Origin of the sequence: Streptomyces sp. NPDC047028 (assembly GCF_040644095.1) — a bacterium.
Classification (GTDB): domain Bacteria; phylum Actinomycetota; class Actinomycetes; order Streptomycetales; family Streptomycetaceae; genus Streptomyces.
This window is the reverse complement of the sequence record NZ_JBEYVS010000003.1, coordinates 197,419-219,077: the sequence shown is the minus strand read 5'-3', so window position 1 is coordinate 219,077 and position 21,659 is coordinate 197,419. Positions and strand designations below refer to the sequence as shown.

General features: G+C 67.9%; 24 protein-coding genes and 1 tRNA gene. 19 read left to right on the top strand and 6 right to left on the bottom strand.

Annotated elements, in window-relative coordinates; all coding sequences use genetic code 11:
* The first annotated feature begins 628 nt into the window (after window positions 1-628).
* Entirely contained in the window at window positions 629-1,540 is a 912-nt protein-coding gene (locus tag ABZ854_RS04565; protein ID WP_361204111.1) for a hypothetical protein, read from the top strand.
* Window positions 1,541-1,566: 26 nt separating this feature from the next.
* The gene (locus ABZ854_RS04560) at window positions 1,567-2,073 is read left to right on the top strand and encodes a hypothetical protein (protein ID WP_361204108.1); all 507 of its coding nucleotides are present in this window, start codon (window positions 1,567-1,569) and stop codon (window positions 2,071-2,073) included.
* A gap of 6 nt (window positions 2,074-2,079) precedes the next feature.
* On the opposite strand, the gene ABZ854_RS04555 is transcribed toward ABZ854_RS04560, so the two are convergent.
* Window positions 2,080-2,757: an AAA family ATPase gene (locus ABZ854_RS04555; RefSeq protein WP_361204105.1), complete on the bottom strand. Its 678-nt coding sequence runs from the start codon at window positions 2,755-2,757 to the stop codon at window positions 2,080-2,082.
* Complete coding sequence (locus ABZ854_RS04550) at window positions 2,754-3,512, bottom strand: GntR family transcriptional regulator (RefSeq protein ID WP_361204102.1); 759 nt, start codon at window positions 3,510-3,512, stop codon at window positions 2,754-2,756. Before ABZ854_RS04550 ends, ABZ854_RS04555 begins: the two co-directional genes overlap by 4 nt.
* Window positions 3,513-3,963: 451 nt before the next feature.
* Here ABZ854_RS04550 and ABZ854_RS04545 point away from each other — a divergent pair, with 451 nt between their 5' ends.
* The 15 genes from ABZ854_RS04545 (at window position 3,964) to ABZ854_RS04475 (ending at window position 15,687) form a co-directional block, all read left to right on the top strand.
* Window positions 3,964-4,128, top strand: coding sequence for a hypothetical protein (locus ABZ854_RS04545; RefSeq protein ID WP_361204099.1), 165 nt, complete (start codon window positions 3,964-3,966; stop codon window positions 4,126-4,128).
* A gap of 105 nt (window positions 4,129-4,233) precedes the next feature.
* On the top strand, window positions 4,234-4,503 hold the full coding sequence (locus ABZ854_RS04540; RefSeq protein ID WP_361204096.1) for a DUF6284 family protein: 270 nt from the start codon (window positions 4,234-4,236) through the stop codon (window positions 4,501-4,503).
* Entirely contained in the window at window positions 4,500-4,949 is a 450-nt protein-coding gene (locus tag ABZ854_RS04535) for a Pycsar system effector family protein (RefSeq protein WP_361204093.1), read from the top strand. The genes ABZ854_RS04540 and ABZ854_RS04535 overlap by 4 nt, the downstream gene beginning before the upstream one ends.
* Window positions 4,946-6,067, top strand: coding sequence for a conjugal transfer protein (locus ABZ854_RS04530; protein WP_361204089.1), 1,122 nt, complete (start codon window positions 4,946-4,948; stop codon window positions 6,065-6,067). The genes ABZ854_RS04535 and ABZ854_RS04530 overlap by 4 nt, the downstream gene beginning before the upstream one ends.
* A complete protein-coding gene (locus ABZ854_RS04525; RefSeq protein ID WP_361204086.1) occupies window positions 6,067-6,414 on the top strand; it encodes an RRQRL motif-containing zinc-binding protein in 348 nt (115 codons plus the stop codon). Before ABZ854_RS04530 ends, ABZ854_RS04525 begins: the two co-directional genes overlap by 1 nt.
* A gap of 2 nt (window positions 6,415-6,416) precedes the next feature.
* Window positions 6,417-6,737 carry a hypothetical protein gene (locus ABZ854_RS04520; protein WP_361204083.1) on the top strand — a complete coding sequence of 107 codons (321 nt, stop codon included), beginning with the start codon at window positions 6,417-6,419 and terminating at the stop codon, window positions 6,735-6,737.
* 2 nt (window positions 6,738-6,739) lie between these two features.
* Window positions 6,740-6,910 carry a pRL2-8 gene (locus ABZ854_RS04515; protein ID WP_361204080.1) on the top strand — a complete coding sequence of 57 codons (171 nt, stop codon included), beginning with the start codon at window positions 6,740-6,742 and terminating at the stop codon, window positions 6,908-6,910.
* Window positions 6,911-7,056: 146 nt separating this feature from the next.
* Window positions 7,057-9,180, top strand: a complete 2,124-nt coding sequence (locus tag ABZ854_RS04510) for an FtsK/SpoIIIE domain-containing protein (RefSeq protein WP_361204077.1) — start codon at window positions 7,057-7,059, stop codon at window positions 9,178-9,180.
* Window positions 9,181-9,387: 207 nt separating this feature from the next.
* Window positions 9,388-9,882, top strand: a complete 495-nt coding sequence (locus ABZ854_RS04505) for a hypothetical protein (protein WP_361204074.1) — start codon at window positions 9,388-9,390, stop codon at window positions 9,880-9,882.
* A 16-nt stretch (window positions 9,883-9,898) separates the two neighbouring features.
* Window positions 9,899-10,192, top strand: coding sequence for a hypothetical protein (locus ABZ854_RS04500; RefSeq protein ID WP_361204071.1), 294 nt, complete (start codon window positions 9,899-9,901; stop codon window positions 10,190-10,192).
* 89 nt (window positions 10,193-10,281) lie between these two features.
* Window positions 10,282-11,019 carry a DNA methylase gene (locus tag ABZ854_RS04495; protein ID WP_361204068.1) on the top strand — a complete coding sequence of 246 codons (738 nt, stop codon included), beginning with the start codon at window positions 10,282-10,284 and terminating at the stop codon, window positions 11,017-11,019.
* Window positions 11,016-11,855 (top strand): bifunctional DNA primase/polymerase, encoded by an 840-nt coding sequence (locus ABZ854_RS04490; protein ID WP_361204065.1) that lies wholly within the window; start codon window positions 11,016-11,018, stop codon window positions 11,853-11,855. Before ABZ854_RS04495 ends, ABZ854_RS04490 begins: the two co-directional genes overlap by 4 nt.
* A 2-nt stretch (window positions 11,856-11,857) precedes the next feature.
* Complete coding sequence (locus ABZ854_RS04485; protein ID WP_361204062.1) at window positions 11,858-13,333, top strand: ATP-binding protein; 1,476 nt, start codon at window positions 11,858-11,860, stop codon at window positions 13,331-13,333.
* Between the two features lie 382 nt (window positions 13,334-13,715).
* The gene (locus ABZ854_RS04480) at window positions 13,716-14,120 is read left to right on the top strand and encodes a helix-turn-helix domain-containing protein (protein WP_361204059.1); all 405 of its coding nucleotides are present in this window, start codon (window positions 13,716-13,718) and stop codon (window positions 14,118-14,120) included.
* A gap of 58 nt (window positions 14,121-14,178) precedes the next feature.
* Window positions 14,179-15,687 (top strand): LacI family DNA-binding transcriptional regulator, encoded by a 1,509-nt coding sequence (locus tag ABZ854_RS04475; RefSeq protein ID WP_361204056.1) that lies wholly within the window; start codon window positions 14,179-14,181, stop codon window positions 15,685-15,687.
* A 119-nt stretch (window positions 15,688-15,806) separates the two neighbouring features.
* On the opposite strand, the gene ABZ854_RS04470 is transcribed toward ABZ854_RS04475, so the two are convergent.
* From ABZ854_RS04470 to ABZ854_RS04460, 3 genes are all read right to left on the bottom strand, one after another.
* Window positions 15,807-15,880: transfer RNA gene (locus ABZ854_RS04470), tRNA-Pro, on the bottom strand.
* 32 nt (window positions 15,881-15,912) lie between these two features.
* Window positions 15,913-16,704 (bottom strand): Pr6Pr family membrane protein, encoded by a 792-nt coding sequence (locus ABZ854_RS04465; protein ID WP_361204053.1) that lies wholly within the window; start codon window positions 16,702-16,704, stop codon window positions 15,913-15,915.
* Window positions 16,705-16,811: 107 nt separating this feature from the next.
* The gene (locus tag ABZ854_RS04460) at window positions 16,812-17,744 is read right to left on the bottom strand and encodes a metallophosphoesterase (RefSeq protein WP_361204050.1); all 933 of its coding nucleotides are present in this window, start codon (window positions 17,742-17,744) and stop codon (window positions 16,812-16,814) included.
* A 116-nt stretch (window positions 17,745-17,860) separates the two neighbouring features.
* Between ABZ854_RS04460 and ABZ854_RS04455 the strand changes: the two genes are divergently transcribed.
* The gene (locus ABZ854_RS04455) at window positions 17,861-18,328 is read left to right on the top strand and encodes a GatB/YqeY domain-containing protein (protein ID WP_129307747.1); all 468 of its coding nucleotides are present in this window, start codon (window positions 17,861-17,863) and stop codon (window positions 18,326-18,328) included.
* Between the two features lie 138 nt (window positions 18,329-18,466).
* Here the strand turns inward: ABZ854_RS04455 and ABZ854_RS04450 are convergent, their stop codons facing one another.
* Entirely contained in the window at window positions 18,467-20,773 is a 2,307-nt protein-coding gene (locus ABZ854_RS04450; protein ID WP_361204046.1) for a transglycosylase domain-containing protein, read from the bottom strand.
* Between the two features lie 508 nt (window positions 20,774-21,281).
* On the opposite strand from ABZ854_RS04450, the gene wblA reads away from it, so the two are divergent.
* Complete coding sequence (gene wblA / locus ABZ854_RS04445; protein ID WP_361204341.1) at window positions 21,282-21,620, top strand: transcriptional regulator WblA; 339 nt, start codon at window positions 21,282-21,284, stop codon at window positions 21,618-21,620.
* Window positions 21,621-21,659: the final 39 nt, after the last annotated feature.

Sequence of the window (21,659 nt, the reverse complement as noted above, 5' to 3'; positions counted from 1 at the left end):
GTGCGCTCCGTACGGGCTCAGCGGCAGATCGACCGCCACTACGGCGATACCGATAGATGGGCATCCGCCGGCCCTCCCGGCCGCTCAACGCTGCCGGGGCAGGCGACAAGGTCACCGACCCGCGTGGACGGGTGAGTACCGAGTCTCCCCCCGCCGACCAGCTGTGCCGTAGTTGTCCGGAGGGTGCAGCCTCACGGAGCCCTCTGGGGTCCAAGGAAGCTGCGACTTCGTCGTCCCGATTTGGGCCCTGGAAGATCGCCGGCCTGGGGGTCCATCCCAAAAGTGCAGGTCAGAGTGTCGGGATGCGTCGGGCTCCGTTGGTACTCCCCGGCTCCTACTTCAAAATGATCTCTAGGATTTCTCCATGGGCCGGCAGGGGCCCCCGGCCAGTCCTATCGGTGGCAACGTCGAGTGGCGCATGACTCTCGTGGCTAGGTGATCCTGGCCCTGCCCCGGGGCATGCCGAGGAGGGGCAGTGTCAGACCCATGGTCCATACTGAAACCTGTGATAGATCAGCGCATAAACGCAGGTCAGATCACTTGTGAGTCACTGTCATCGAACATAGAATCGAATCTATGAGTGTCGCTTTCAGTAGTCGCATGTTAACCAGGGAGCTAACATGACGTCATGTTGAAGCGAAGGCTGATATTCCACCGCTGGGGCTCAGTGCACGGCAAGCCCGACTTCGATCCGCGCGACGTCGCTGCACGTCTCGAAGCCGCGATCGCCAATGATGGTGACTTTGCGATCTTCGATGCCGGTGACGCCGTGACTGCGGTCGAGGTGGTGGAGGTCGGTGTAGGGGATGCGCCAACCAACTTGAGACTTTTCGCCTTGAGGGGGGCGGACAATCGGCCGTTTAAGTGGGACAGCGCTGGCAGTGTGAGCCCAATTTCGTTGAGGGATCATGAATATCCTGCGGACGTCAGCCATGTTTCACTGTGGCCGGACGGTATATGTGCTCACGACTACGCCAAGGAGGTCCCGCGCATCTCGCGTCTCTCGCTGTTCATGCGGCGAAAGATGAATTCGCACGTAAAGTTCGATGCTCTATATCGAGAGGACATGCTTGACAAGTTGAAGGCCATGAAGGGGCAGATGCGCTCCGTTGAAGTGGCGATGACTCAGAGGCATGCGGACGCTTCAGGTGGCGTGTTCGGAACCCTCGTTCCGGAAAGCTTCGGACGAAAAGCTCCGTCTATACGATTTAATCTCGGAATGGGGCGTTACGGGCCGCGAGACCGGTATCTTGATGGAGAGACGGAAGAGCAAGTTTTCGCCTTGGCCGAGCAGGCTGACGACTTCGTTTCTAATATGATCATACGGGGGCGGAATCGGAACTCTGAGAGGGTTGAAACCATCAACCTTCTTCACGAAAGACTGCAAGTCGAAACGCAGTTTCGGCAGAGTTCATCCGTGCCCTCTATGCCTGACCCGGGCGAGGTCTTTTTGGCTTTGGATCAGGCGTACAAGGACTTCCAGCGGGACGGCAAGCTCGCGTCAGCTGTTCAGGGGCAGAAGATGCGAGGTAAGGGGTAGCCGTCGAATTCTAGGGGGGAATCTGCATGGCACGGCGAGTAGCGCAGTGGCTTGATCGGCATCTGTGGGTCATCCCCCTTTTGGTCTTCCTGGCCATCGAGGTCGCCCTTGTCGGTATCCGCATTTTCGATACGGACAAGCCTCTTCTCGCCTCTGTGGATATGGAGAATCGAAAAGAGATTTATTCGTCACTGACTGGCTCGTCTAGCGGACTGCTTGGATTCGCGCTCGCCGCTGTAGCAATCATGGCGGCCTTTGGTCGAAGGGGTGTTAGCACGCAAGAGTCTCGCGACCGTGAAAATGCACTTGCAGACGCCAGGGTGGGAATCAGTAAGGTTCTGCTAGCGACTAGTGTATTCTTGATGGTCATTCTTGTTGCTGCCACAGTGGCAATCGGAATCGATGACAAGAAGGCTGGTAGCTTCACTTTGACGAGCGTCATTACTTCTGCCGCCGTGTCTAGCTTGGTGGGGCTTATGGTTAGCGGAGCGGGTCTAACCTTGTCTCTTATGGAAAGGAGCCGCGATTCCTGAGGTTCCTCAGGAGCCAGAAGCTTCCATTGCCGCGATCACGTCCGCAGTGTCGCCCCCGTAGAGGAGGTGCGGTTCGTCTGCTTTAGGAGGGATGAACCGGGTTCGGTACCGCTGAAGGTCGCTCTCTGCGAAGAAGATCGAGTTCGGATCGTCTGCATGGAATTCGTTCCGCTTGCTGATCCTCGCCCAGAGTTCATCATGGCTGGCCGCGAGATAGACGAGTACAGGGGTGGCGCCGGCGTCCATGGCGATAGCTCGCCATCTAGTCCGATCTTCCGGGGTCCAAAAGCCGTGGTCAACGACGACATCGTGCCCCGCCTTGAGCTGATCCCCGAGTTCAACTGCCACATCTTCGAGCACCGGCCGTTCAAGGGTCGGGAACGTGCCTCGAGGGAAGTCGACCCCGTAGACGCCGTGCCGGCGGTACATCTCTTCATCCGGGCACAGGCGAACGAACCCGCGATCTGTGAGGGCGCGGGACAGAGTGGTCTTGCCGGAGCCGGGGAGCCCGGCCATCAGGACGCAGAACGGTGGACGTGGTGACATCGGTCTCGTCATGGTCTGGGAGATGGCGGCCATCTCCGCTTCGGCTTCGAGCGTGATTGTTCCAGCCCTGCGGGCTGCAAGTAGCGACCCTAGGCGCTCTTCGAGCACGTTCGCGAGCGTGTCATCCATCACCGTCATGGGGAGACCTCCGATTCCGTACGCCATGTGCGCCCGGGGCCCCCAAGGTCTACGCCGTATTCCACGATGTTCCCCTCGCTGTCCACGAACTTTGCCGTCATCACGACCACTGGCTCCGTCGGTGGGTGTTCGGGGTCCAGCTCCAAGAGCTGTGCGTACTCCGGCGTCACCAGGCGCGCTGAGGCCGTGTCGATGCGATGGCTGATTGGATGGCCGGTCACCTGGGCGATGAGCTGGAGTGAGGTTCCCCCTGTCAGCCGTTCGCTCTCCGCTAGTTGCGGGATCAGCTTCCTGTAGCGAGCGGGAATCCAGGAGGTGCTGTGGGCCACGATGCCGTGCCGGTCTCGGTAGACCCGGCTTCGGCGGATCACGTCGGAGCCGGGCTGAACGTCCAGCGCTTGGGCCACTTCGGCGGGGGCGGCCACTACGGCTGCTCGATGTGAGTCGGACCTCTCGCCGGCCCCCCAACTAGATCCGGTACGGCGCCCTCGGTCCTGGCGCTGAGACCCCGACGACATAGGAGCGGGCTGGTCCAAGACCTCTGTCCCGATCCCATGGATGCCTCGCACAAGTCCCTCGTTGCGCAGCTTGCGCAGAGCCTTTTCAGCGGTCGCGGTGCTCACTTTCCACTCTTCCGCGAGGTTCTTGATGCTCGGCAAGAGGGTTCCTGGCTCTAGCTCACCAGACGTAATCAGCTCCGTGTAGTGGGCGGCAATCTTCGCGTACGGGGCCCGATTGTCGGCCTGGCCTGCCATGTCGCCTGCTCCCTGTAGTCACTTCCCTGAGGTTCCCTACCTTACCGCTTGACACCGCAGGGAACCCTAGGGAACCTTAGGGATGTGCCCGCCGGTCACTTCGGAGAGCGGCGGTCGCTGAACCTCGGCACACCTGCGTGCAAAACGGGCGTGAACCGAGGGTTGCGCCAACGCCCGGAGGGCTCCGTGAAACGGGCTCGAAGGAAGCGACTGTGGCTTGAGAACTCAATAGCGTGCCGAGGGAGACCGCCCCACCTCTGCGAGCAAGAGGGCGGCGTGCGCGGGTTCTGTCCCCGTGTGCGAGTACAGCGCGATTCGACCTTCCCGCAGCTCAACGGCTGCGGCCGGTTGCCTCCCCCGTCCGTCCGGCCCGCGGTTCGTGCGGTATCCGTACGGGCGGGGTGGCAGGGAGCCGGGTCTACCGACTTCATCCGCCGTGAGAGGACATCGCATGTTCGGCAGTCGCCACCACGTCTCCATCTGGCCCGCCCGCGGCGGCCGCAAGGTCCAGTTCCGCTGCTCCTGCGGCGCCCGTGGCTGGGAGACGGACAGTTCCGCCCGTGCCCGGCAGATGGGCAACGACCACATCGCCAAGGCCAACGCCAAGCGCAAGTAGCGCACGTTCGAGAGCCGATCCACACCACAACGGCGCGCGCCCCCGGAGCGGGAACTCCGGGGGCGCTGTTCGGGCCGTTCCACCTGTGAGAGGAACCACGACCCAATGAGCCACATCGTCACTGTTCAGGATGCTGTTACCGCGTTTGCCGACTTCATCGAGCCGACGGATGCGGAGCTGGACGCGATCGAGCGGGAGATGCCGCTGATCCTGGCGCGCGTCGACCTGCTCGACGCGCAGATCATCACCCTGGACCGCGCCCCGACCGAGCTGGACACCCGCCGTATCCGCCGTGCGCGGCGGCGGGTGCTGGTCGAGGGTCGGGCCCTGGCCAATCGCGCCGCCGCCGCCACTCTGCCGGGCGGTGCCGCATGAACACCACCGACCAGAACCTGACCGCCGCTCACGCCGAGGTCAAGGCGGAGATTGCACGGACCGACAACAAGGTCGCGCTGCTGCTGGCGTTCGTCGGCGCGGTGCTGGCCGGCGCCTGGTCCATCGCCCAGGGCCTGCCGCTGAACCTGCCCGCGTTGGTGGTGGGCGGGTTCGGGATGACGCTGCTGGTCGCGGCGGCCGGACTGCTGCTGCGGTCGGTGCGGCCGAACCTACGGGGCCGGCACGGCTTCCCGCTGTGGGCCACCCTCACCCCCCAGGAGATCACCGCCACCGTCAACGGAGGTGACCTCGCTGCTGACGTCGCCGGTCTGTCGCGGCTGGCGGTCGCCAAGTTCACCTGCCTGCGCCGCGCGGTCGACCTCACCCAGGTCGGCGGCGCCCTGCTCGTCCTCGCGCTCCTGCTCACGGCGGGGGGTGCGGCATGAGCAGGCCTGGCACGGAGCTGACGAAGGTGCAGATCGGTGTGCTGACGGCCGCGTTCGTGCCGATGCTCGCCACGGGTGTGGTCGGCGGGATCGGTACGTACAGCAACATTGGGCACGCCTACGGCAAGGGCACCGCCCTGGGTGCGCTGGGTGCCGGTGAGGGTGCCACGGCCGTGCTCGCCTTGGTCCTGCTGGGACTGACTCTGCTGGGCCAGTCCTCCCCCCGCATCATCCGCACGGGGTTGTGGGCGCTGCCGGCCGCCGCCGCTGTCATGGGCGCCATGGCCGCACCGGACCCGGGCCGCACCGTGATCTACGCCCTGACCCCGTTGGGTATGTCCGTCTCGGCTGAGGGCATGGCGTTCCTGGCCCGGCGGATCGTGGTGCACACCGACGGCCGCGACGCGGAGCACGAGCGGCACACTGCCGACCTTGTGCAGGCGCTTGCCTACCACCGTGCCCGTGCCGCTCAGCACCCGAGCAGCCGGGTTCAGTGGTGGTCGGAGCGCAAGTCGTGGCGCCTGGCCCGCCGGATCGGCGTGGGTGACACGGCGCTGGGATCGAGGCTGCTCGACGTCCAGCGCGATCGAGTCACCGAGGGCGCAGATGCCGCCCTCGCGTCGATGTTCGGCACCCCCGCCACACCCGCGCTCACCGCATCAGCGAATGCGGATGAATCCACCGAGATCATCAGGAAACGGTCTACGGCTGACCTGGGCGAATCGACTCCGGCCCCGGCCGTGACGCTGACCCGGCTGGCCGTGCCGGAACCGATCGCGATCGACCTCGGTAAGTCGATTCTTCCGCTCAAGCCGATGCCCGCCATCCCCGCCCCGACCCCGGCACCGATCGAGGCGGCAGGGCGGAGCGTGGCGGCGGGATCGACTCCGCCGCGTGGGGTGACCGGTCGAGTTCCCGACGCTGCCCGATCCCCCCGGCCCAAGCGCACACCCGATCAGTTGCTCGCTGAGGCCCGGTCGGCGACCGCCGGCCTGCCGGACGCGAAGGTGACCGCTGAGGGCATCCGCCGCGCGATCCACACCTCGCCGGCCAACGCCCGGATGCTGCGTGACACGCTGCTCGCCGAACGCGCCGCTACGGCCGTGCAGACGCCCTGATGGGTGCGCTTCCGGTGTTCCGGTGGCGCCTGGCTCCGGACGGCTACGCCACCCGCCGACAGCTCCGGGCGCTCGACTTGCGCCCTGGTGGTCAGGACGTCGCGGCGCAGCTCGAACGACCGCGCCGCCGCCGGGGCCCGCTGGTCGCCTACCTGTACCGCGTCGACCTGGCCAAACCGGTCCGCCCGATGACGCCGGCACGGTGGGCGGCCCTGGCCAAGGCCAATACCGCGCGCCGCACCTGCCCCGAGTGCCGCCGGGATGCCGGATACGTCATCCCCGCCTCGCTCGGCATGTGCGTGACCTGTGCCTTCCCCGACAACTCCCCCTCCCTCAGGAGTGCTTGACCATGAGCAAGCCCAACACCCGCCGCCTGGACAAGGAGATCAGGCTGACGGAGCGCAAGTTGGAGGCGGTCCGCAACGAGGAAATGTGGCCCCTGACCAGCTCGGAACGGCGTCAGGTCATGGGCGCCCTGGTCGGTGGCTCCTACCGCACGCTGCGGTCCAAGAGCACCGGCCGCGCGGAACGCAAGCTGGAGAGCGTGTGGCAGTCGGTGCAGACCCGACTGATCGCCGAAATGACCGCGCTTCAGAGCGAGCGTCAGCGCATCGTCAACGAGGCCGCCACCGCCAAGGCCGCCAAGAAGTCCTCCGGCTGGATGTGGTGAGCATGGCCGCGACGCAGACCCCTCCGGGTGAATGCCCGCAGTGCTGGGAGCACGCCCACAACAAGAGCATCCACCGCCGCCTCAAGCCGCGCGAGGACTGCCAGCCGTGCCTGGACCACATGCACAACGGCTGCCCCTACCTCGTGCCCAAGAAGCCGTCCCGCTGGTGGTGACCGCGCCCATCAGCGCTCTTCCCGCCGCCTGACGAGCGGCCCGTACACCTCGCCCGCCGGGGTGGTCGTCCTTGCCACGGACCCGGCCACCCCGGCACCCTCCCGCAACTCCCGCCCTACTCGGGGCAGTCAGGAGTACTTCCAGCATGTCCGAGAACGTCGTCAGCCTCCACAAGACCACCGAATCCCCTGATGAGAGCGCGTCCGTGACCACCTTGACCGTGGTCCCCGACCCGGCCCCAGCCAAGCCCGTTCCGCTGTGGGTGCGCTCCTACCGCGGCGTGCGCACGGTCGTCACCCACGAGACCACTAGGACGACCGCCCGCGCGGTCGCCCGCCACGGCCTCTACACCTTCAACGGGGGCCGGATCGTGGCCCGCCGCACTTGGGACGGCCGCACCGGTTCCCGCTACGAACGCCTGCTGCGCGCGGCGGAAGCCGCCGGGAACTACGAGGTGGCGGAGGAGTGGGAGGAGCGGCTGCAGCGCTTCCGCGAGGCCCGCCACCGCCGCCGCATGGACCTGCTCCATTCGCCGGTGGATGTGGCCAAGGGGGTCGGGGTTGGCGTCGGCATGAGCGTCGGCACGCTGGTCGCGCTCGGGGTCGTGATGGCGATCAACAACAAGGACGTCACCGACGTCATCACCCCCCTGAAGGCCACGATCGAGTTCATCGGCACCCTGATCCGGATCGTGCAGATCGTGTGGGGCCCCGCCCTCACCATCGGCCCGCTTGTGGCCCTGCTCGCCCTGTGGGCGGTCGGCAGCAAGCAGCAGGCCGCACCCGCGTGGGCCCTGCCCGCCAACGTCCGCTCCGGTGAAGGCGAGCCGATCACCCCGTCCATCGTCGTCAAGGCCCTGCGCGACCTCGGGGTGCCCGCGCTGCGCAAGGCGATCACGGAGATGGGCGACGCCGGCGCCTCGATGCTCGGGCCGATCCGGATCGCCGGATGCGGGGTCGAGGTCGACGTCACGCTTCCGTCCGGGGTGGCCACGAACGAAGTGCAGGCCAAGCGCCGCAAGCTTGCCGAGAACCTGACCCGGCATGAGCACGAGGTGTTCATCACGATCCCGGAGGCCGCCCGCACGGTCCGGCTGTGGATCGCCGATTCCGGGGCGCTGGACGAGCCGATCGGCCCGTCCCCGCTGGTCACCGACGAGACGATGACCGCGAACTACAAGACCGGCAAGGCCCCGTGGGGCCAGGACCTGCGCGGCGACGCCGCCCTGATCAGCCTGTATCAGCGACACCTGCTGGTCACGGGCCTGTCCAACCAGGGCAAGACCGCCTCCCTGCGCGCGCTCGCCCTGTGGCTGGCCCTGGACCGCTCCGTACAGTTCTGGATCGCCGACCTGAAGGGCATCGGCGACTGGGCCATGTTCGAAGGCATCGCACAGGTACTGATCGAGGGCCCCTCCGACGACCACGTCATCCAGGCGACCGAGATGGTCGAGGACGCGGTCGAGGAGATGAACCGGCGGATCGAGGAGCGTCGCCGTGACTCGGGCATCGTGTTCGATCCGCTGATCGTGCTGGTGGACGAGGCGCAGTTGGCGTTCATGTGCCCGGTCGTCGGCGACGACAAGCGGCCCTACGGCGGCGCCAAGGCCACCTCCCGCTACTTCATGGCCGTCCGCAAGATCCACAACCAGGGGCGTGCGGTCGACGTGCTGATGTGGCAGGGCACCCAGGACCCCACCGACCAGAACCTTCCCAAGCTGGTCCGCGAGGGCGCCCACACCCGCGCATCCCTCGTGGTGGGCACCGAGTCCCAGGCAGAGATGGCGCTGGGTGCCAAGGCCGTCAACGCCGGCGCAGCTCCGCACCTCCTGCGTCAGGGGCTGGACAAGGGAACCCTCGTGGTCGCCTCCGACGGCATCACCATCCCCGCCGGGCAGGCGTCCATCACCGTGCGCACCCACTTCATCGACGACGAGCCCGCCACCGAGGTCGCCGCCCGCGCCAAGGCCCTGCGCGAGGGCGTCACCACCCTGCGCGCGGTCGACGAGGGCAAGGAGAGCGACGCGCTCGCCGACATCGCCTCCGTGCTCGGGGAGGCCGAACGCGTACTCACCCGGGACATCCTCAAGCGACTCGATGTGCTCAACCACGACGCCTACGGCGACTGGACGTTCGCCGACCTCAAGCGCGTGCTGGAGGCCGTTGGCGTCGAGGCGTACAAGTCCCACGGCCTCATGAACGTCCGCCGGGACGACATCCTGCGAGCACTCGCCAACCGCGACGCGGACGGTTCCGCTTCCGCCTCCTGACCCCGGGGAGGCACACCCACCCGACACGGGGAGGCGGGGAGAACTCCCCAACCGCCTCCCCAACCCCGCCTCCCCGCCCTGATCAGCAAAAACATCGTTTCAGGGAGGCGGGGAGGCACCCCAGGTCAGCCCCCCGAAGCCCCCTCTAGAAGCCTCCCGGCAGGGGGTGCCCCTGCCTCCCCGAACCACCTTCGGAAGGGATTCCGTATGCACCCCGAACACACCCCTGACACCATCCGGTCGGACGCCGGAATGACCGAGGACGAGGCCGCCGCAGAGGCCCGCCGGATCATCACCGACGCCTACCGGCCCGCACCCGAGACGCCAACGGCCTACCGGGACGACACCCCGGTGCCCGCCCACGGCAGCATGCCGCCGGTCGCTCAGCCGGGCCGGCCGCCAATGAGTCAGGGCGCCACCGACGCGAGCGTCGTCATGCTCGCCGGCGGGGCAACGGTCTCCATGATCGGGCTCACCGCCGCCGTGCTCATGTACGTCTCGCAGTACGCCGACCCTGTGGTCTGCGGCCTCGTCTTCGGCGCCCCCACCACCCTGGTGCTCGCGCTCGCCAAGCTCGCCAAACGAGCCAAGCCCGCCCCGGACATCCACCAGCACTACACCGGCCCCGTCCGCCAGGAGCACACCACCACGCACACCCGCGCACTGATCGCCCGCACCCACAACGACCACCGCCGCCGCTGAGGAAGGAACAGCCCGCATGAGGCCCCTCACCTTGCCGCGCCTGCGCATCCAAGTCGCGCACTGGCCCCGCAGGGCCCTGGTCCTGACCGACACCCCCGACCCCGACTGCCCCGCCTGCGAGGGCGACGGCGGCACGGAGTACCCGTACGGCGACTACGACACCGGCGAGTACGCCGGAAGCGACTGGGACCCCTGCGGCTGCTGGAACGAAGACCGCCGCTGGACCCTACTGCCCCTGCCGCACCGGCCCCGATGGATGCGCCGACGCAGGCGTCACGCCGACCCGTGGGCCACGGAACCGCCCTTCTAGCTACGCCAAGGGCGACCCCCTCGTCTCGCCAAAGTCGCGGGGTCGCCCTTGTCAGCCAGTCACCCATCAAGGAACTGGAGACATCCAGCATGACCCATCGTCTCGTCATCGGGCGACTGCTCGCCCTGCTCGAACCCCTGCGGGTGTTGGACGCCTTCTGCTGCATCGGGGGCGCCACCACCGGCTACCGGCGCGCGTTCGGCAACTGCCACATCACCGGCGTCGACCTCCAGGCACAGCCCGACTACCCGGGCGACGCCTTCCACCAGGCAGATGCCATCGAGTACATCCGCGCCCACGGCCACGAGTACGACTTCATCCACGCCTCCCCGCCCTGCCAGGGCGAGGGCGCCCCCACTAAGGGCACCAACAAGGCCCGCAACGCCATCATCGGCCGCACCTACCCCCGCCTCATCGCCCCCACCCGCGCCGCGCTGGAGGCGACCGGCCGGCCGTGGGTCATGGAGAACGTGCCCGGCTCCGAGGTCCGCAAGGACATCCGCCTGTGCGGGGAACAGTTCGGCCTCGACGTGCTCATGCACCGCTACTTCGAACTCGGCGGCTGGACAGCCCTCCAGCCCGCCCACCCCAAGCACCGTGGCTACGTGCGCGGTTGGCGACACGGCGAGTACCGCGAGGGCCCGTACGTGGCCGCCTACGGGCAGGGTGGCGGCAAGGCCACAGTGGAGGAGATCCAAGCAGCCAAGGGCATCGACTGGTCAACCGATCACCTCCGGCTGCGGGAGGCTCTGCCGCCCGCCTACACGGAATGGATCGGCCGCGCCTTCCTCGACACCCTCACGCCTGCGTGGGGGGTGGCGGCGTGAGTGAGCACCTGCGCACCGCGCTGCGTCTCGCAGCATCCGGCATTCCGCCCCTGCCCCTGCGGGCGGGCAAGCTGCCGTTCGGGAACTGCCGCTCCTGTGCAGACAACGCGTGCGGCGGCCGGCCGAACATGAAGACCCCGGGCCCCTGCACCTGCGCGTCTCTTTGCCACGGATGGGCCGCCGCCACCCTCGACCCCCAGGTCATCAACTCGCCGACGTGGGCGCGCGCGTGGTGGGAAGCGGCAGCGGTCGCCTACCACCCCGGCGGCGCCGGCCTCACCGTCGTCGACCTCGACAACGCGGACGCCCTCGCGTGGGCCCGCGAGACCCTGCCTGCGACCCGGACCGTGACCACCACCCGGGGCGAGCACTGGATCTACCGGGGCACCATGGCGTCCTCGAACGCGGTCCGGCCCGGTGTCGACATCAAGTCCCTTATGCAGTACGCCCGTTGGCTCGGTCCGGGCGTGGGCGCCACGGCCGCTCTCCCGGACGCTGTCCGCGCCCTGGCAGTAAAGGAGCCGTCCCCGGCTCGCAGGGCGCCGCAGACGCTCACAATGCCCCTGAGGGGCAAAAGCGGAGAATGCCGACACCGCGCACCCGCCTACCTGGACCGTGGCATCGCCATGGCGGAGCAGCGCATCACCGAGGCCACCAGCGCCGTGCACGCCACGGTCTACCGCACGTTCCTCGCCGTGCTCTCCACCCACGGCCAGTGCGGCTGCCTCACCGACGCCCATGTCGCCAGGCTGTTCACCGCCGCGCAGACCAAGGGCGAATCACCCCGGCACTGCACCGACGCGTGGACCAACGCCCGTACCGCACTGGGGATGTGACCGTGTCCGAGGACGAGAAGACTCCGGCCCGCCAGATCATCACCGACTACGCGCAGGCGCACTTCCGGTACTTCCGCACCGTCGACGGCACCGTCTACGCGCAGAAGAACGGCCACCCCGTCGCCCGGCCCATCCGCTCCCAGGGCACCACCGGCAGCCACCGGCAGGAACTCATGGTCGGCCTCTTCAAGGACGGGGTCGGCGTGTTCAACGGCACGGCACTCAAGGAGGCACTCGACTTGATCGAAGCACTCGCCCTGACCGAGGACGTCCAGCCCACCCACATCCGCGTGGCGCCCGGGTTCGACGGCGCGACCTGGCTCGACCTGGGCCGCACCGACGGCCAGTCCGTCCGCATCCACCCCACCGGCTGGGACATCCGCACCCCCGACCCGCAGGAAGTCTGCTGGCGGCGCACCCAACTCACCGGGGAACTGCCCCTGCCCGCAAAAGACACCAACGGCAAGGGCATCGACCTCCTGCTCCGCCTGTGCAACTTCGCCACCGCCGAGACCGAATGCCTGGCCATCGCCTGGCTGATCGGCTGCCTGGAACCGTCCGTGCCCGTGCCCGCACCCTTCCTCACCGGTCCCCAAGGGGCGGGCAAGTCCACCGGCGGCCGGATGCTCGTGCGAATCATCGAGGGGATGAGCGGCGACCTGCGCCGGGCCCCGAAGGACGAAGAGAACATGATCACGGCCGTTGCTGCCGGATGGGTCACCGCCCTGGACAACCTCTCCCACCTGCCCCCGGACCTGTCCGACCTCATGTGCTGCATCGTCACCGGCGCCGAGAGCATCAAGCGTGCGCTCTTCACCGACGGCGACGTCGTCCGCTCCCGCTACCGGCGCCCCATGCTGCTGACCGGTATCGACGTCGGCGTCATCCGCCCCGACCTCGCCGAACGCCTCCTCCCGCTCCGTCTCGTGCGGCCCCGGGTACGGCGCACCGAGGCAGAGCTGTGGGCGGAGTACGCAGAGATCCTCCCCGTCGTTCTCGGCTCCCTGCTGGACCTGACAGTCAAGGTGCGGGCCGCGCAGGCGGACACCCCCACCGACCTGCGGATGGCCGACTTCGCCCACCTGTGCGCGCAGCTCGATGCGGCTACCGGCTTCGGCTCGCTGGCCGCATACCGGGCCAGCCTCGACGACCTCAACGACGACGTCATCGAAGGAGACCTGCTCGCGCAGACGGTCCTCAAGCACGCCGCCGACCTCGATGCGGGAGCGGAAGTCCGCATGACGTCCTCGGAATGGCTGCACTGCCTCACCACCCTCTACAGCGGCGAGGAGTGCCGTCCCCTGCCCAAGGGCTGGCCCACCACCGGCAAGGTCCTCTCCGACCGCCTCAAGCGGCTGCAACCCACCCTCGCCGCACGCGGCGTGCTCATCGACTGGGGACGCACCAGCTCCGCCCGCTACATCGAGATGACCCGCGCCGCCGCACTCGCCCCCCACCAGCAGGAAACGGCGTTCTGACCCGCCACCCGGCGGCGCGGACAAGCAAGAGGAGCACCCCCGCCCGGCGGCGGGTGCTCCTCTTGTTGTTCCGGTGGCTTGCCGCCGCAGAGTCGTGCCGCTGCGCGGCTCCTTCTTCATGTCCTGAGCCGCACCGCACCACCACAGACACCACCCCGTCTCTTTCCTAAGAGAAGAGACTCTGCGTCACCCACGTCACCAGCCACCCGAAACCGGTCGCTGACCAGCGGCTACAGCGGTGACGCAGACGGCCGAAACCTGCGTCACCGCCCGTCATCCGCGTCACGGGTGACAGAACCACGCCCCGCCCTGTGACACGCACCGAACTACCCGCGTCACCACATAACCACAGGTCAGAACCACAAATGACGTGCGTGACGCGATGACGCAGAAATCCGCACCTCGGACAGGTCCAAGCGTCGGAACCCCCGAAGCGAGCCCAAGAGGAGACATGAAAGTGCGTCAGAAGATCACTGACTTGCCTCAGCTCTACTCCGCTGCGGATGTTGCCCAAGCTCTCCGTTGCTCTGAGTGGTGGGTGAAGGAACAGGCCCGCAGGGGACGCATTCCCTTCACCAAGCCCGGAGGCAGCTACCGATTCACGGCTGAGCACGTTGCGGAGATAACGCGCATCTTCGAGAGCCGTCCCACTGGAAGCAGCAGCGCTGCCGTACCAGTCTCACAAGCGGCGCGCCGCCGGGCGGCCACCGCGGTGTCCGTCACCTCGCTGAAGGCAAGGCCCCCGCGCAGGGCACGACACGGCCAATCGCAGTCCACCGCAGCCTGATTCCGTATGCCGCCCGGCCTTCGAGCCGGGCGGCAACCCCGCCCATAGGGAGAGCAAGTTGGGTTACGCCGAGAACCTCGGCAGCTACTGGCGCGGCCGGTACAAGGTCGCGCCCGGCAAGTACGCCACTGTGCGCGACGCCGATGGTGACGCCATCCGCTTCCGGACCAAGGCAGCGGCAAAGAAGGCGGCGGACGCCGAAGAAGCGAAGCTGCTAGCCGGAACGAAGAAGGCGCCTCCCGAGCGGATCACTTTCGGTGCCTACGTGAACCGCTGGTACGCCGCGCAGGACTTGGCGGCATCCACCATGCAGAACTATCGGCGGCACATCGAAGAACACTTGCTCCCCGCGTTCGAGGATTTCGCCGTCGCCGACATCCTGAGCACCGACATCGCCGCTTGGGAGAAGCGCGAACGCGCCGTTCCTTACGCGGCTACCAGCGTCAAGACATGGCGGGCGACCCTGCATCTGATCCTCGCTGACGCTGTTGACGAGGGACTGCGCGATTCCAACCCGGCAACCAAGCGGCGCGGACGAGGGAAGCGCGCCGGCCGCTCCCGCAACCGTGGCCCGGAGAAGGCTGTCACCACAGCGCTCGGCATGCTGCTGCTCGCCGAAAGGATGGCGCTGCTGTCCGGCCGGGACGATGAGTTCGTTGGCGGCATCCTCAAGGGCTACACAGGAATGCGCTGGGGCGAGATCGTTGGACTTGAGACCGAGTTCGTCCGGCCGAAGAGCATTCGCGTTGAGTGGCAGCTCTACGAGCTGGATACCGGCGAACTGCACCGTTGCCCGCCCAAGGACGACTCCTACCGGGACATTGACGTTCCGGATTTCCTCGCCTCACTAGTTGCGAGCCACATCGCCCGGACGAAGCCGAAGCCTTGTGAGTGCCACGGACTGGCCTACGTCTTCCGTGGTCACGGCGCCGCCAACGGCTCTGCGAGCCGCCCCGGAGCGAAGCTGGTCGACGTCGCTCGCCGCGCCGGCGTCTCGACGGGCACGGTGTCCAACGTCCTCAACCGTCCTGGCGCTGTGGCGGAGCCGACTCGCCTGACGGTACTGGAGGCCATCACCGATCTCGGGTACGTCCGTAACGCGGGAGTGGGGGAGTTGGCTGCACACTGGCGGCGCTCGGGCTTTGCCACCTGGCTTTTTCGACCTGCCGCCACGGGACGGTACCCCGGACGCGGCAATCAGGAAGAGCACCCTGTGCCGGTGGTCGCTGAGCCGTGGCCCGGGATTCCCGCACGAGGGCGAGGCGCCTCCAAGCGGGCTGAGGCGTGCTGGGTGCCGATCGCTCCGGGGCTGACGCCGCACGGACTGCGCCATACGCACAAGACCCTGATGAGAGAGGTGGGGACCCCGCCGAAGCTGATGGACGAACGCATGGGTCACGAGGACGGCTCGGTGCAGTCCCGCTATGACCACATCACGGCTGGCATGCGGCAGGCGCTGATGACCGCGCTCACCGGAATGTGGGAGGAGGCGTTGGACGCGCGCCGGGCGATGAGCCCCGGCTCGCCCGTTGCTGCTCTGGATGCGCTGCTGAGGGCTCGCGTGTAGGGCGCTGGTCTGGAGACGATTTCCAAGATCTTCTCCAGGATTTCTCCAGAGAGCCTCTGGAGAACAGTTCAGGGCCGGTGCTGAGAGATCAGCACCGGCCCTGAACTGGTGTTTCACTGTCGGGGTGGCGGGATTTGAACCCACGACCTCTTCGTCCCGAACGAAGCGCGCTGCCAAGCTGCGCTACACCCCGATGTCGCTGCTGTCGCGGCGACGTCGTTTACTTTAGCCCACCGGTGGCCGGAGACGAAATCCGGTTTTGGTGGGGCGGCGGGCCGGGTTCGGGCGGGCGTGGTCCAGGGCGATCAGGAGGATGGCCAGGCCGTAGCAGGCGAGGCCGAGGAGGAGGGCGTTCGCGAGGGTGTGGCGGTAGCCGTCGGCCTGGACGTCGAGGAAGGGGTAGAGGTAGCGGGCCGGGTTGGCCTCGGTGAGGAACTCGGGGCGGGCGAGGGTGAAGGCCAGGTAGGCCAGGGGGTACAGGAGCCAGCTCGCTGCCTGGCGGACGTGGAGGCGGGCCGCCGGGGTGAGGAAGAGCCAGTCGACGAGGACCGCCGCGGGGACCGCCGTATGCAGGACCTGGAGAACGGCCCACTGGGCGTGCCAGCGTTCCGGCGGCGTCGTCGCGGCCGTCATGGAGAACGGGGGCGTCGTCTGCGCCAGCAGCAGGTGGTAGGTGAGGGCCGTGATGAGGGCGTAGAGCAGTGTGGCTCCTGTGACGGACGCCGGCAGAGGGCGGCGCGCCCGCCACGCCCTCGCCGCCGACAGGAGCATCGTCACCGCGATCAGGATGTTCGTCTGGACGCTGAAGTAGCTCAGCGTGCGCGCCGGCGACCCCAGGAGCAGTTCCAGGACTACGGCGGCTGCCGCCAGCGCGGCGGTCAGGAGACGGAACATCCCCGCCAGGGGGCGGCGGACCGGGGCCACCACGGCCGTGGCGGGGACGTACGAGGGCAGCAGCACGGGCGAGCCCGGGACCGCGGGCAGGTCCGGGATGTCCCTGGGTATCGGGGCGGTCATGCCCCTCACGCTAGGCAGAGGGGAGGAATCGGGCCATTTGGGGTAAGCCGGGTGGGTGGGCCCGGTCCCCTTCGGCTCTTTCCACCCCGAAGCCAGGCCGCTGCTGACTACCTCTCCTCGCGCCCCACCAGCGTCAGCAGCGTCGCCTCCGGCGGGCACGCGAACCGTACCGGGGTGTAGCGGTTCGTGCCGCAGCCCGCCGAGACGTGCAGGTAGGACGTGTGGTCCGCCGCTGTGTGCGTGGAGAGGCCCTTCACCCGGTCCGTGTCCAGGTCGCAGTTGGTGACCAGGGCGCCGTAGAAGGGGACGCAGAGCTGGCCGCCATGGGTGTGGCCGGCCAGGATCAGGGGGTAGCCGTCCGCCGTGAAGGAGTCCAGGACGCGCAGGTAGGGCGCGTGGACGACGGCCATCGAGAAGTCGTACGTGCCGGACGGGCCGCCCGCGACCCGCTCGTAGCGGTCCCGCTTGATGTGAGGGTCGTCCAGGCCCGTCAGCTCGATCGACACACCCTCGGTCTTCAGCACGCCCCTCGTGTTCGTCAGGTTCTGCCAGCCGGCCGCGTCGAAGCCGTCCCGCAGGTCCTCCCAGGGGTTGTGGATCGCGCCGACCGCCGGGGCGTTGCCGTTCAGGCCGTGTTTTCCGCTCGTCTTCTCCAGCAGGTAGCGGGCGGGGTTGCGGAGCTTCGGGCCGTAGTAGTCGTTGGAGCCGAAGACGTACGCCCCCGGGAACTCCATGAGCGGGCCCAGGGCGTCGAGCACCTCCGGTACGCCCTCGGGGTCCGACAGGTTGTCGCCCGTGTTGATCACGAAGTCGGGGCGCAGCCCGGCCAGCGAGCGCAGCCAGCGCTGCTTCTTGCGCTGGCCGCCGACCATGTGGATGTCGGAGACCTGCAGCACGCGCAGCGGGCCCATGCCGGGGGGCAGTACCGGGACCGTCACCCGTCGCAGACGGAAGGAGCGGACCTCGAACGCAGCCGAGTAGACGATTCCGGCGGCGCCGGCCGCCACGATTCCCAGGGGTACTCCGTATCGCGCGCGCATATCTCCATCGTGTCAGACCGGGCTGGCGTTCCCGGACGGGCGTCCGTCGGCCCGCGCGGGGCACCGGGCCGTTAATCAGCGGGCGTTCGGGCCGGCACACCTGCGACAATCGAGCCATGACCACCACGCTCAAGTCGAAGCTGCAGGCCGACCTCAACGCTGCCATCAAGGAGCGCGACGAGCTGCGCTCCTCGACGCTGCGGCTGACGCTCGCCGCGATCACCAAGGAGGAGGTCGCGGGCAAGGAGAAGCGCGAGCTCTCCGACGACGAGGTCCTCAAGGTGATCACCAAGGAGGCCAAGAAGCGCCGCGAGGCGGCGGACGCCTTCGCGCAGGGTGGTCGTGCGGAGTCGGCCGAGCGGGAGAAGGCGGAGGGCGAGGTCCTCGCCGCGTACCTGCCCAAGCAGCTGTCCGACGACGAGCTGAACGCGATCGTCGCCCAGGCCGTCGAGGAGGCGAAGGCCGCCGGGGCCGAGGGGCCGCGGGCGATGGGCGCCGTGATGAAGATCGTCAACCCGAAGGTGGCCGGCCAGGCGGAGGGCGGCCGCGTCGCCGCCGCGGTGAAGAAGCTGATCCAGGGCTGACCGGTCCGAAAGGGATGTCAGGGCTGACCGCTCTGAGAACAAGGTCTGACTGGGCCTGGAGCGCTGATACGGCGGCGGGGCCGCACCCTTCTCCCGGGTGCGGCCCCGCCGCCGTATGCGTGTGGAACGGTCAGTGCCTCAGCGCCGGCCCCCGTTGCCGTTCCCCTTGGTCCCGCCGTCCCCCTGGCCCTGGATGAAGTTGCCCGGGAGGGTGAACGTGGGGTCGGGGACGGGGCCACCCGTCGTGCCGCCGGTGGTGCCGCCGTTCGCGCCGCCCATCAGGCCGCCGATGAGGCCGCCGATGGTGTCGCCGTTGTTCCCGTCGTCGTGGCCGCGGTGCCGGCCCTTGCCCTTGTCGCCGCCCTTGTCACCCTTGTCGTCCGGGATGTTCACCAGGTTGAAGTCCGGCGCGTCCTTGCCCTGCAGCGCGCCGTTCATGGCGTCCCGCCAGATCGGGCCGGGGACATCGGCGCCGAAGACCACGTCGTGGTAGACCCCGCCGATGGTGATGTTGGTCATGCTGACCTTCTGCGTGGCGCTGCCCACCCAGACCGCGCCCGCCAGGTTGGGCGTGTAGCCGACGAACCAGGCGTTCCGGCGACCGTCCGTCGTACCCGTCTTGCCCGCGCTCTCGCGGTCGCTCAGGCCCGCCTTCTGGCCGGTACCGGAGTCGATCACGCCGCGCAGCAGGGTGTTGACGGTGTCGGCGGTCTTCTCGCTCATCGCGCGCGAGCAGGTCGACTTCGGCACCGGGATCGACTTCTGCTCGTCACCCACCTGGCGGGTGATCGACTCGATCGCGACCGGCGTGCAGTACATGCCGCGGGAGGCGAACGCGGCGTAGGCGCTGGCCATGGTCAGCGGGGTGAGGCCCTTCGAGCCCAGCGCGATGGAGGGCACCTCGGGCAGCTTGGCGCCGCTGCCCTGGACCACGTGCAGGTTGTCGGTCATCTTCACGACCGGGCAGAGCCCTATGTCGGAGATCAGCTGCACGAAGTAGGTGTTGACCGACTTGGCCATCGCCTCGTTCATGCCGTACGGGCCCTTTTCGGACGCGCTCTCGTTCTCCACGGACTCGTTGTTCTGGTTGACCCACGGCTTGCCGGAGCAGGTCTGGACCGGGCTCGGGTACGTCATCTTGTTCGGCGAGGAGTACTTCTGGGTCGCCGGCTTGCCGCCCTCGATGGCGGCGGCGGCCACGAACGGCTTGAACGTCGAACCGGTCGGGAAGCCGTAGTTCGACCCGCCCATGGAGTGGTTGACCGAGTAGTTGTACTCGGTCTCGTTCTTGCTGTAGCCGAGTGGCTTCGACTGGCCCATCGCCAGGATCCTGCCGGTGCCCGGCTCGACCAGCGTGGACGCGGCGGCGACCTTGTCCGACTTGTTGACATGGTCCTTCAGGGACCGCTCCACCGACTCCTGGGACTGCGGGTCGAGCGTCGTACGGATCGTCAGACCGCCGCGGTTCCAGAGCTTGGCGCGCTCCTCGCGGGTCTTGCCGAAGACCGGGTCGGTGAGGAACACGTGCTCCACGTACTGGCAGAAGAACGCGGAGCCCTTGGTGGCGGTGATGCAGCCGTTCTTCGGCTGGCTGACGTGCAGCCCGAGCGGCGCCTTCTTGGCCTGGTCGGCCTCCTGCTGCGAGATGTCGCCGACCTCGGCCATCCGCTCCAGCACGATGTTGCGCCGCTTGGTGGCCTCGGCCTCGTCGTTGACCGGGTCGTAGCGGCTCGGGGACTGCACGATGCCGGCCAGCAGCGCCGACTCCTGCAGGTTCAGGTCCTTGGCCGGCTTGGAGAAGTAGCGCTCGGAGGCCGCCTCGACGCCGTAGGCCTGCTCGCCGAAGAAGGTGATGTTGAGGTAGTTCTCCAGGATCTTCTTCTTGCCGAGCTTCTCCTCGATCTGGATCGCGTACTTCAGTTCGCGGATCTTGCGGCCGAGGGTCTGCTGGGTGGCCTGGGCGACCTTCGTCGGGTCGTCGCCCGCCTCCTCGACGAAGTAGTTCTTCACCAGCTGCTGGGTGAGCGTGGAGGCGCCCTGGGCGACCCCGCCGCTCTGCGCGTTCTTGTTCAGGGCGCGCAGGACGCCCTTGAGGTCGATCGCGCCGTGCTGGTAGAAGCGCGAGTCCTCGATCGCGACGATCGCCTTCTGCATGTACGGCGAGATGTTCTTGAGGTCCACCACCGTGCGGTCACGGGAGTAGACGGTCGCGAGCTGGTCGCCCTTGCTGTCCAGGATCGTCGTGCGCTGGCTGAGCTGCGGGCTCTTGAGGTTGGCCGGGATCTCGTCGAAGCCCTTGACCGAGCCCTTGGCCGCTAGGCCCAGCGCGCCGGCCGCGGGCAGCGCGATGCCCGCCATCACGGCTCCCGCGAGCACACTGACACCGAGGAACTTCGCGGCCTGCTGCGTTGGCGACAGACCACCGCCCGAGCGCTTCTTTGCCATGGGGGCAGCCTAATCCGTCCCTGTCGGGGTTCCGATGGAGCCGCCGTACGGCGCGGCACGCCGGACGGGTGCCTCATGCGCGGCATGTCACGGCACGGCAAAGGAGACGCCTACGTTCTCATTCGCCGGACACGCGCGCAGGCCTTGGCCTAAGCTGCTATCAACTGTCACAGCAGTGCGGCCACGTATCAATACGTCCGGCGACCCCGAATCGTTCCGGAAGTACCCCGACTTTCACACAGGGGAGTGCCCGAATCCGCCTTGTGTGTCACCTGGCGTCCGGTGTGACGTAGCACAGCTGTCCCGGTTTGCCGGGATGATCGCGTATGTCGCCAGCTCACTCCCGCGGGTGATCTGCCGCTAACCCATAGTCCGTTCGGGCCATTCAAGATTGGGCCCGAAGGGGGTGTTGCGCTGCCCCCACCTTCCGTAACGTCCTCAACTGGCGGCGGTGAATATGCCGCTGCCGCCGTGGGGGAGCCTCGATTCGGGAGAGGACGGCGCCGGTATGGGCTGGGTAACCGACTGGAGTGCGCAGGCCGCCTGCCGCACTACTGATCCGGATGAACTGTTCGTTCAAGGAGCAGCGCAGAACAGGGCCAAGGCGGTGTGCACCGGATGCCCGGTACGTACCGAATGCCTGGCCGATGCGCTGGACAACCGCGTCGAGTTCGGCGTGTGGGGAGGCATGACGGAGCGGGAGCGCCGCGCACTGCTGCGCAGGCGGCCGACCGTGACCTCGTGGCGCAGACTGCTGGAAACCGCCCGCTCCGAGTACGAGCGCGGCATGGGCATCGTCCCCCTCGACAGCGACGAGGTGTACGAGAACTACGCGGCGGTCGGCTGAGGGCCGAGGGCTGAGAGTCGAGGGCTGAGGAGAGGACGC

What these genes read in the sequence shown, in the direction of transcription:
- ABZ854_RS04565 (WP_361204111.1), top strand. Translation starts at nt 629, where the DNA reads ATGTTGAAGCGAAGGCTGATATTCCACCGCTGGGGCTCAGTGCACGGC.
- ABZ854_RS04560 (WP_361204108.1), top strand. Translation starts at nt 1,567, where the DNA reads ATGGCACGGCGAGTAGCGCAGTGGCTTGATCGGCATCTGTGGGTCATC.
- ABZ854_RS04555 (WP_361204105.1), bottom strand. Translation starts at nt 2,757, where the DNA reads ATGACGGTGATGGATGACACGCTCGCGAACGTGCTCGAAGAGCGCCTA.
- ABZ854_RS04550 (WP_361204102.1), bottom strand. Translation starts at nt 3,512, where the DNA reads ATGGCAGGCCAGGCCGACAATCGGGCCCCGTACGCGAAGATTGCCGCC.
- ABZ854_RS04545 (WP_361204099.1), top strand. Translation starts at nt 3,964, where the DNA reads ATGTTCGGCAGTCGCCACCACGTCTCCATCTGGCCCGCCCGCGGCGGC.
- ABZ854_RS04540 (WP_361204096.1), top strand. Translation starts at nt 4,234, where the DNA reads ATGAGCCACATCGTCACTGTTCAGGATGCTGTTACCGCGTTTGCCGAC.
- ABZ854_RS04535 (WP_361204093.1), top strand. Translation starts at nt 4,500, where the DNA reads ATGAACACCACCGACCAGAACCTGACCGCCGCTCACGCCGAGGTCAAG.
- ABZ854_RS04530 (WP_361204089.1), top strand. Translation starts at nt 4,946, where the DNA reads ATGAGCAGGCCTGGCACGGAGCTGACGAAGGTGCAGATCGGTGTGCTG.
- ABZ854_RS04525 (WP_361204086.1), top strand. Translation starts at nt 6,067, where the DNA reads ATGGGTGCGCTTCCGGTGTTCCGGTGGCGCCTGGCTCCGGACGGCTAC.
- ABZ854_RS04520 (WP_361204083.1), top strand. Translation starts at nt 6,417, where the DNA reads ATGAGCAAGCCCAACACCCGCCGCCTGGACAAGGAGATCAGGCTGACG.
- ABZ854_RS04515 (WP_361204080.1), top strand. Translation starts at nt 6,740, where the DNA reads ATGGCCGCGACGCAGACCCCTCCGGGTGAATGCCCGCAGTGCTGGGAG.
- ABZ854_RS04510 (WP_361204077.1), top strand. Translation starts at nt 7,057, where the DNA reads ATGTCCGAGAACGTCGTCAGCCTCCACAAGACCACCGAATCCCCTGAT.
- ABZ854_RS04505 (WP_361204074.1), top strand. Translation starts at nt 9,388, where the DNA reads ATGCACCCCGAACACACCCCTGACACCATCCGGTCGGACGCCGGAATG.
- ABZ854_RS04500 (WP_361204071.1), top strand. Translation starts at nt 9,899, where the DNA reads ATGAGGCCCCTCACCTTGCCGCGCCTGCGCATCCAAGTCGCGCACTGG.
- ABZ854_RS04495 (WP_361204068.1), top strand. Translation starts at nt 10,282, where the DNA reads ATGACCCATCGTCTCGTCATCGGGCGACTGCTCGCCCTGCTCGAACCC.
- ABZ854_RS04480 (WP_361204059.1), top strand. Translation starts at nt 13,716, where the DNA reads ATGACGCAGAAATCCGCACCTCGGACAGGTCCAAGCGTCGGAACCCCC.
- ABZ854_RS04465 (WP_361204053.1), bottom strand. Translation starts at nt 16,704, where the DNA reads ATGACCGCCCCGATACCCAGGGACATCCCGGACCTGCCCGCGGTCCCG.
- ABZ854_RS04460 (WP_361204050.1), bottom strand. Translation starts at nt 17,744, where the DNA reads ATGCGCGCGCGATACGGAGTACCCCTGGGAATCGTGGCGGCCGGCGCC.
- ABZ854_RS04455 (WP_129307747.1), top strand. Translation starts at nt 17,861, where the DNA reads ATGACCACCACGCTCAAGTCGAAGCTGCAGGCCGACCTCAACGCTGCC.
- ABZ854_RS04450 (WP_361204046.1), bottom strand. Translation starts at nt 20,773, where the DNA reads ATGGCAAAGAAGCGCTCGGGCGGTGGTCTGTCGCCAACGCAGCAGGCC.
- wblA (WP_361204341.1), top strand. Translation starts at nt 21,282, where the DNA reads ATGGGCTGGGTAACCGACTGGAGTGCGCAGGCCGCCTGCCGCACTACT.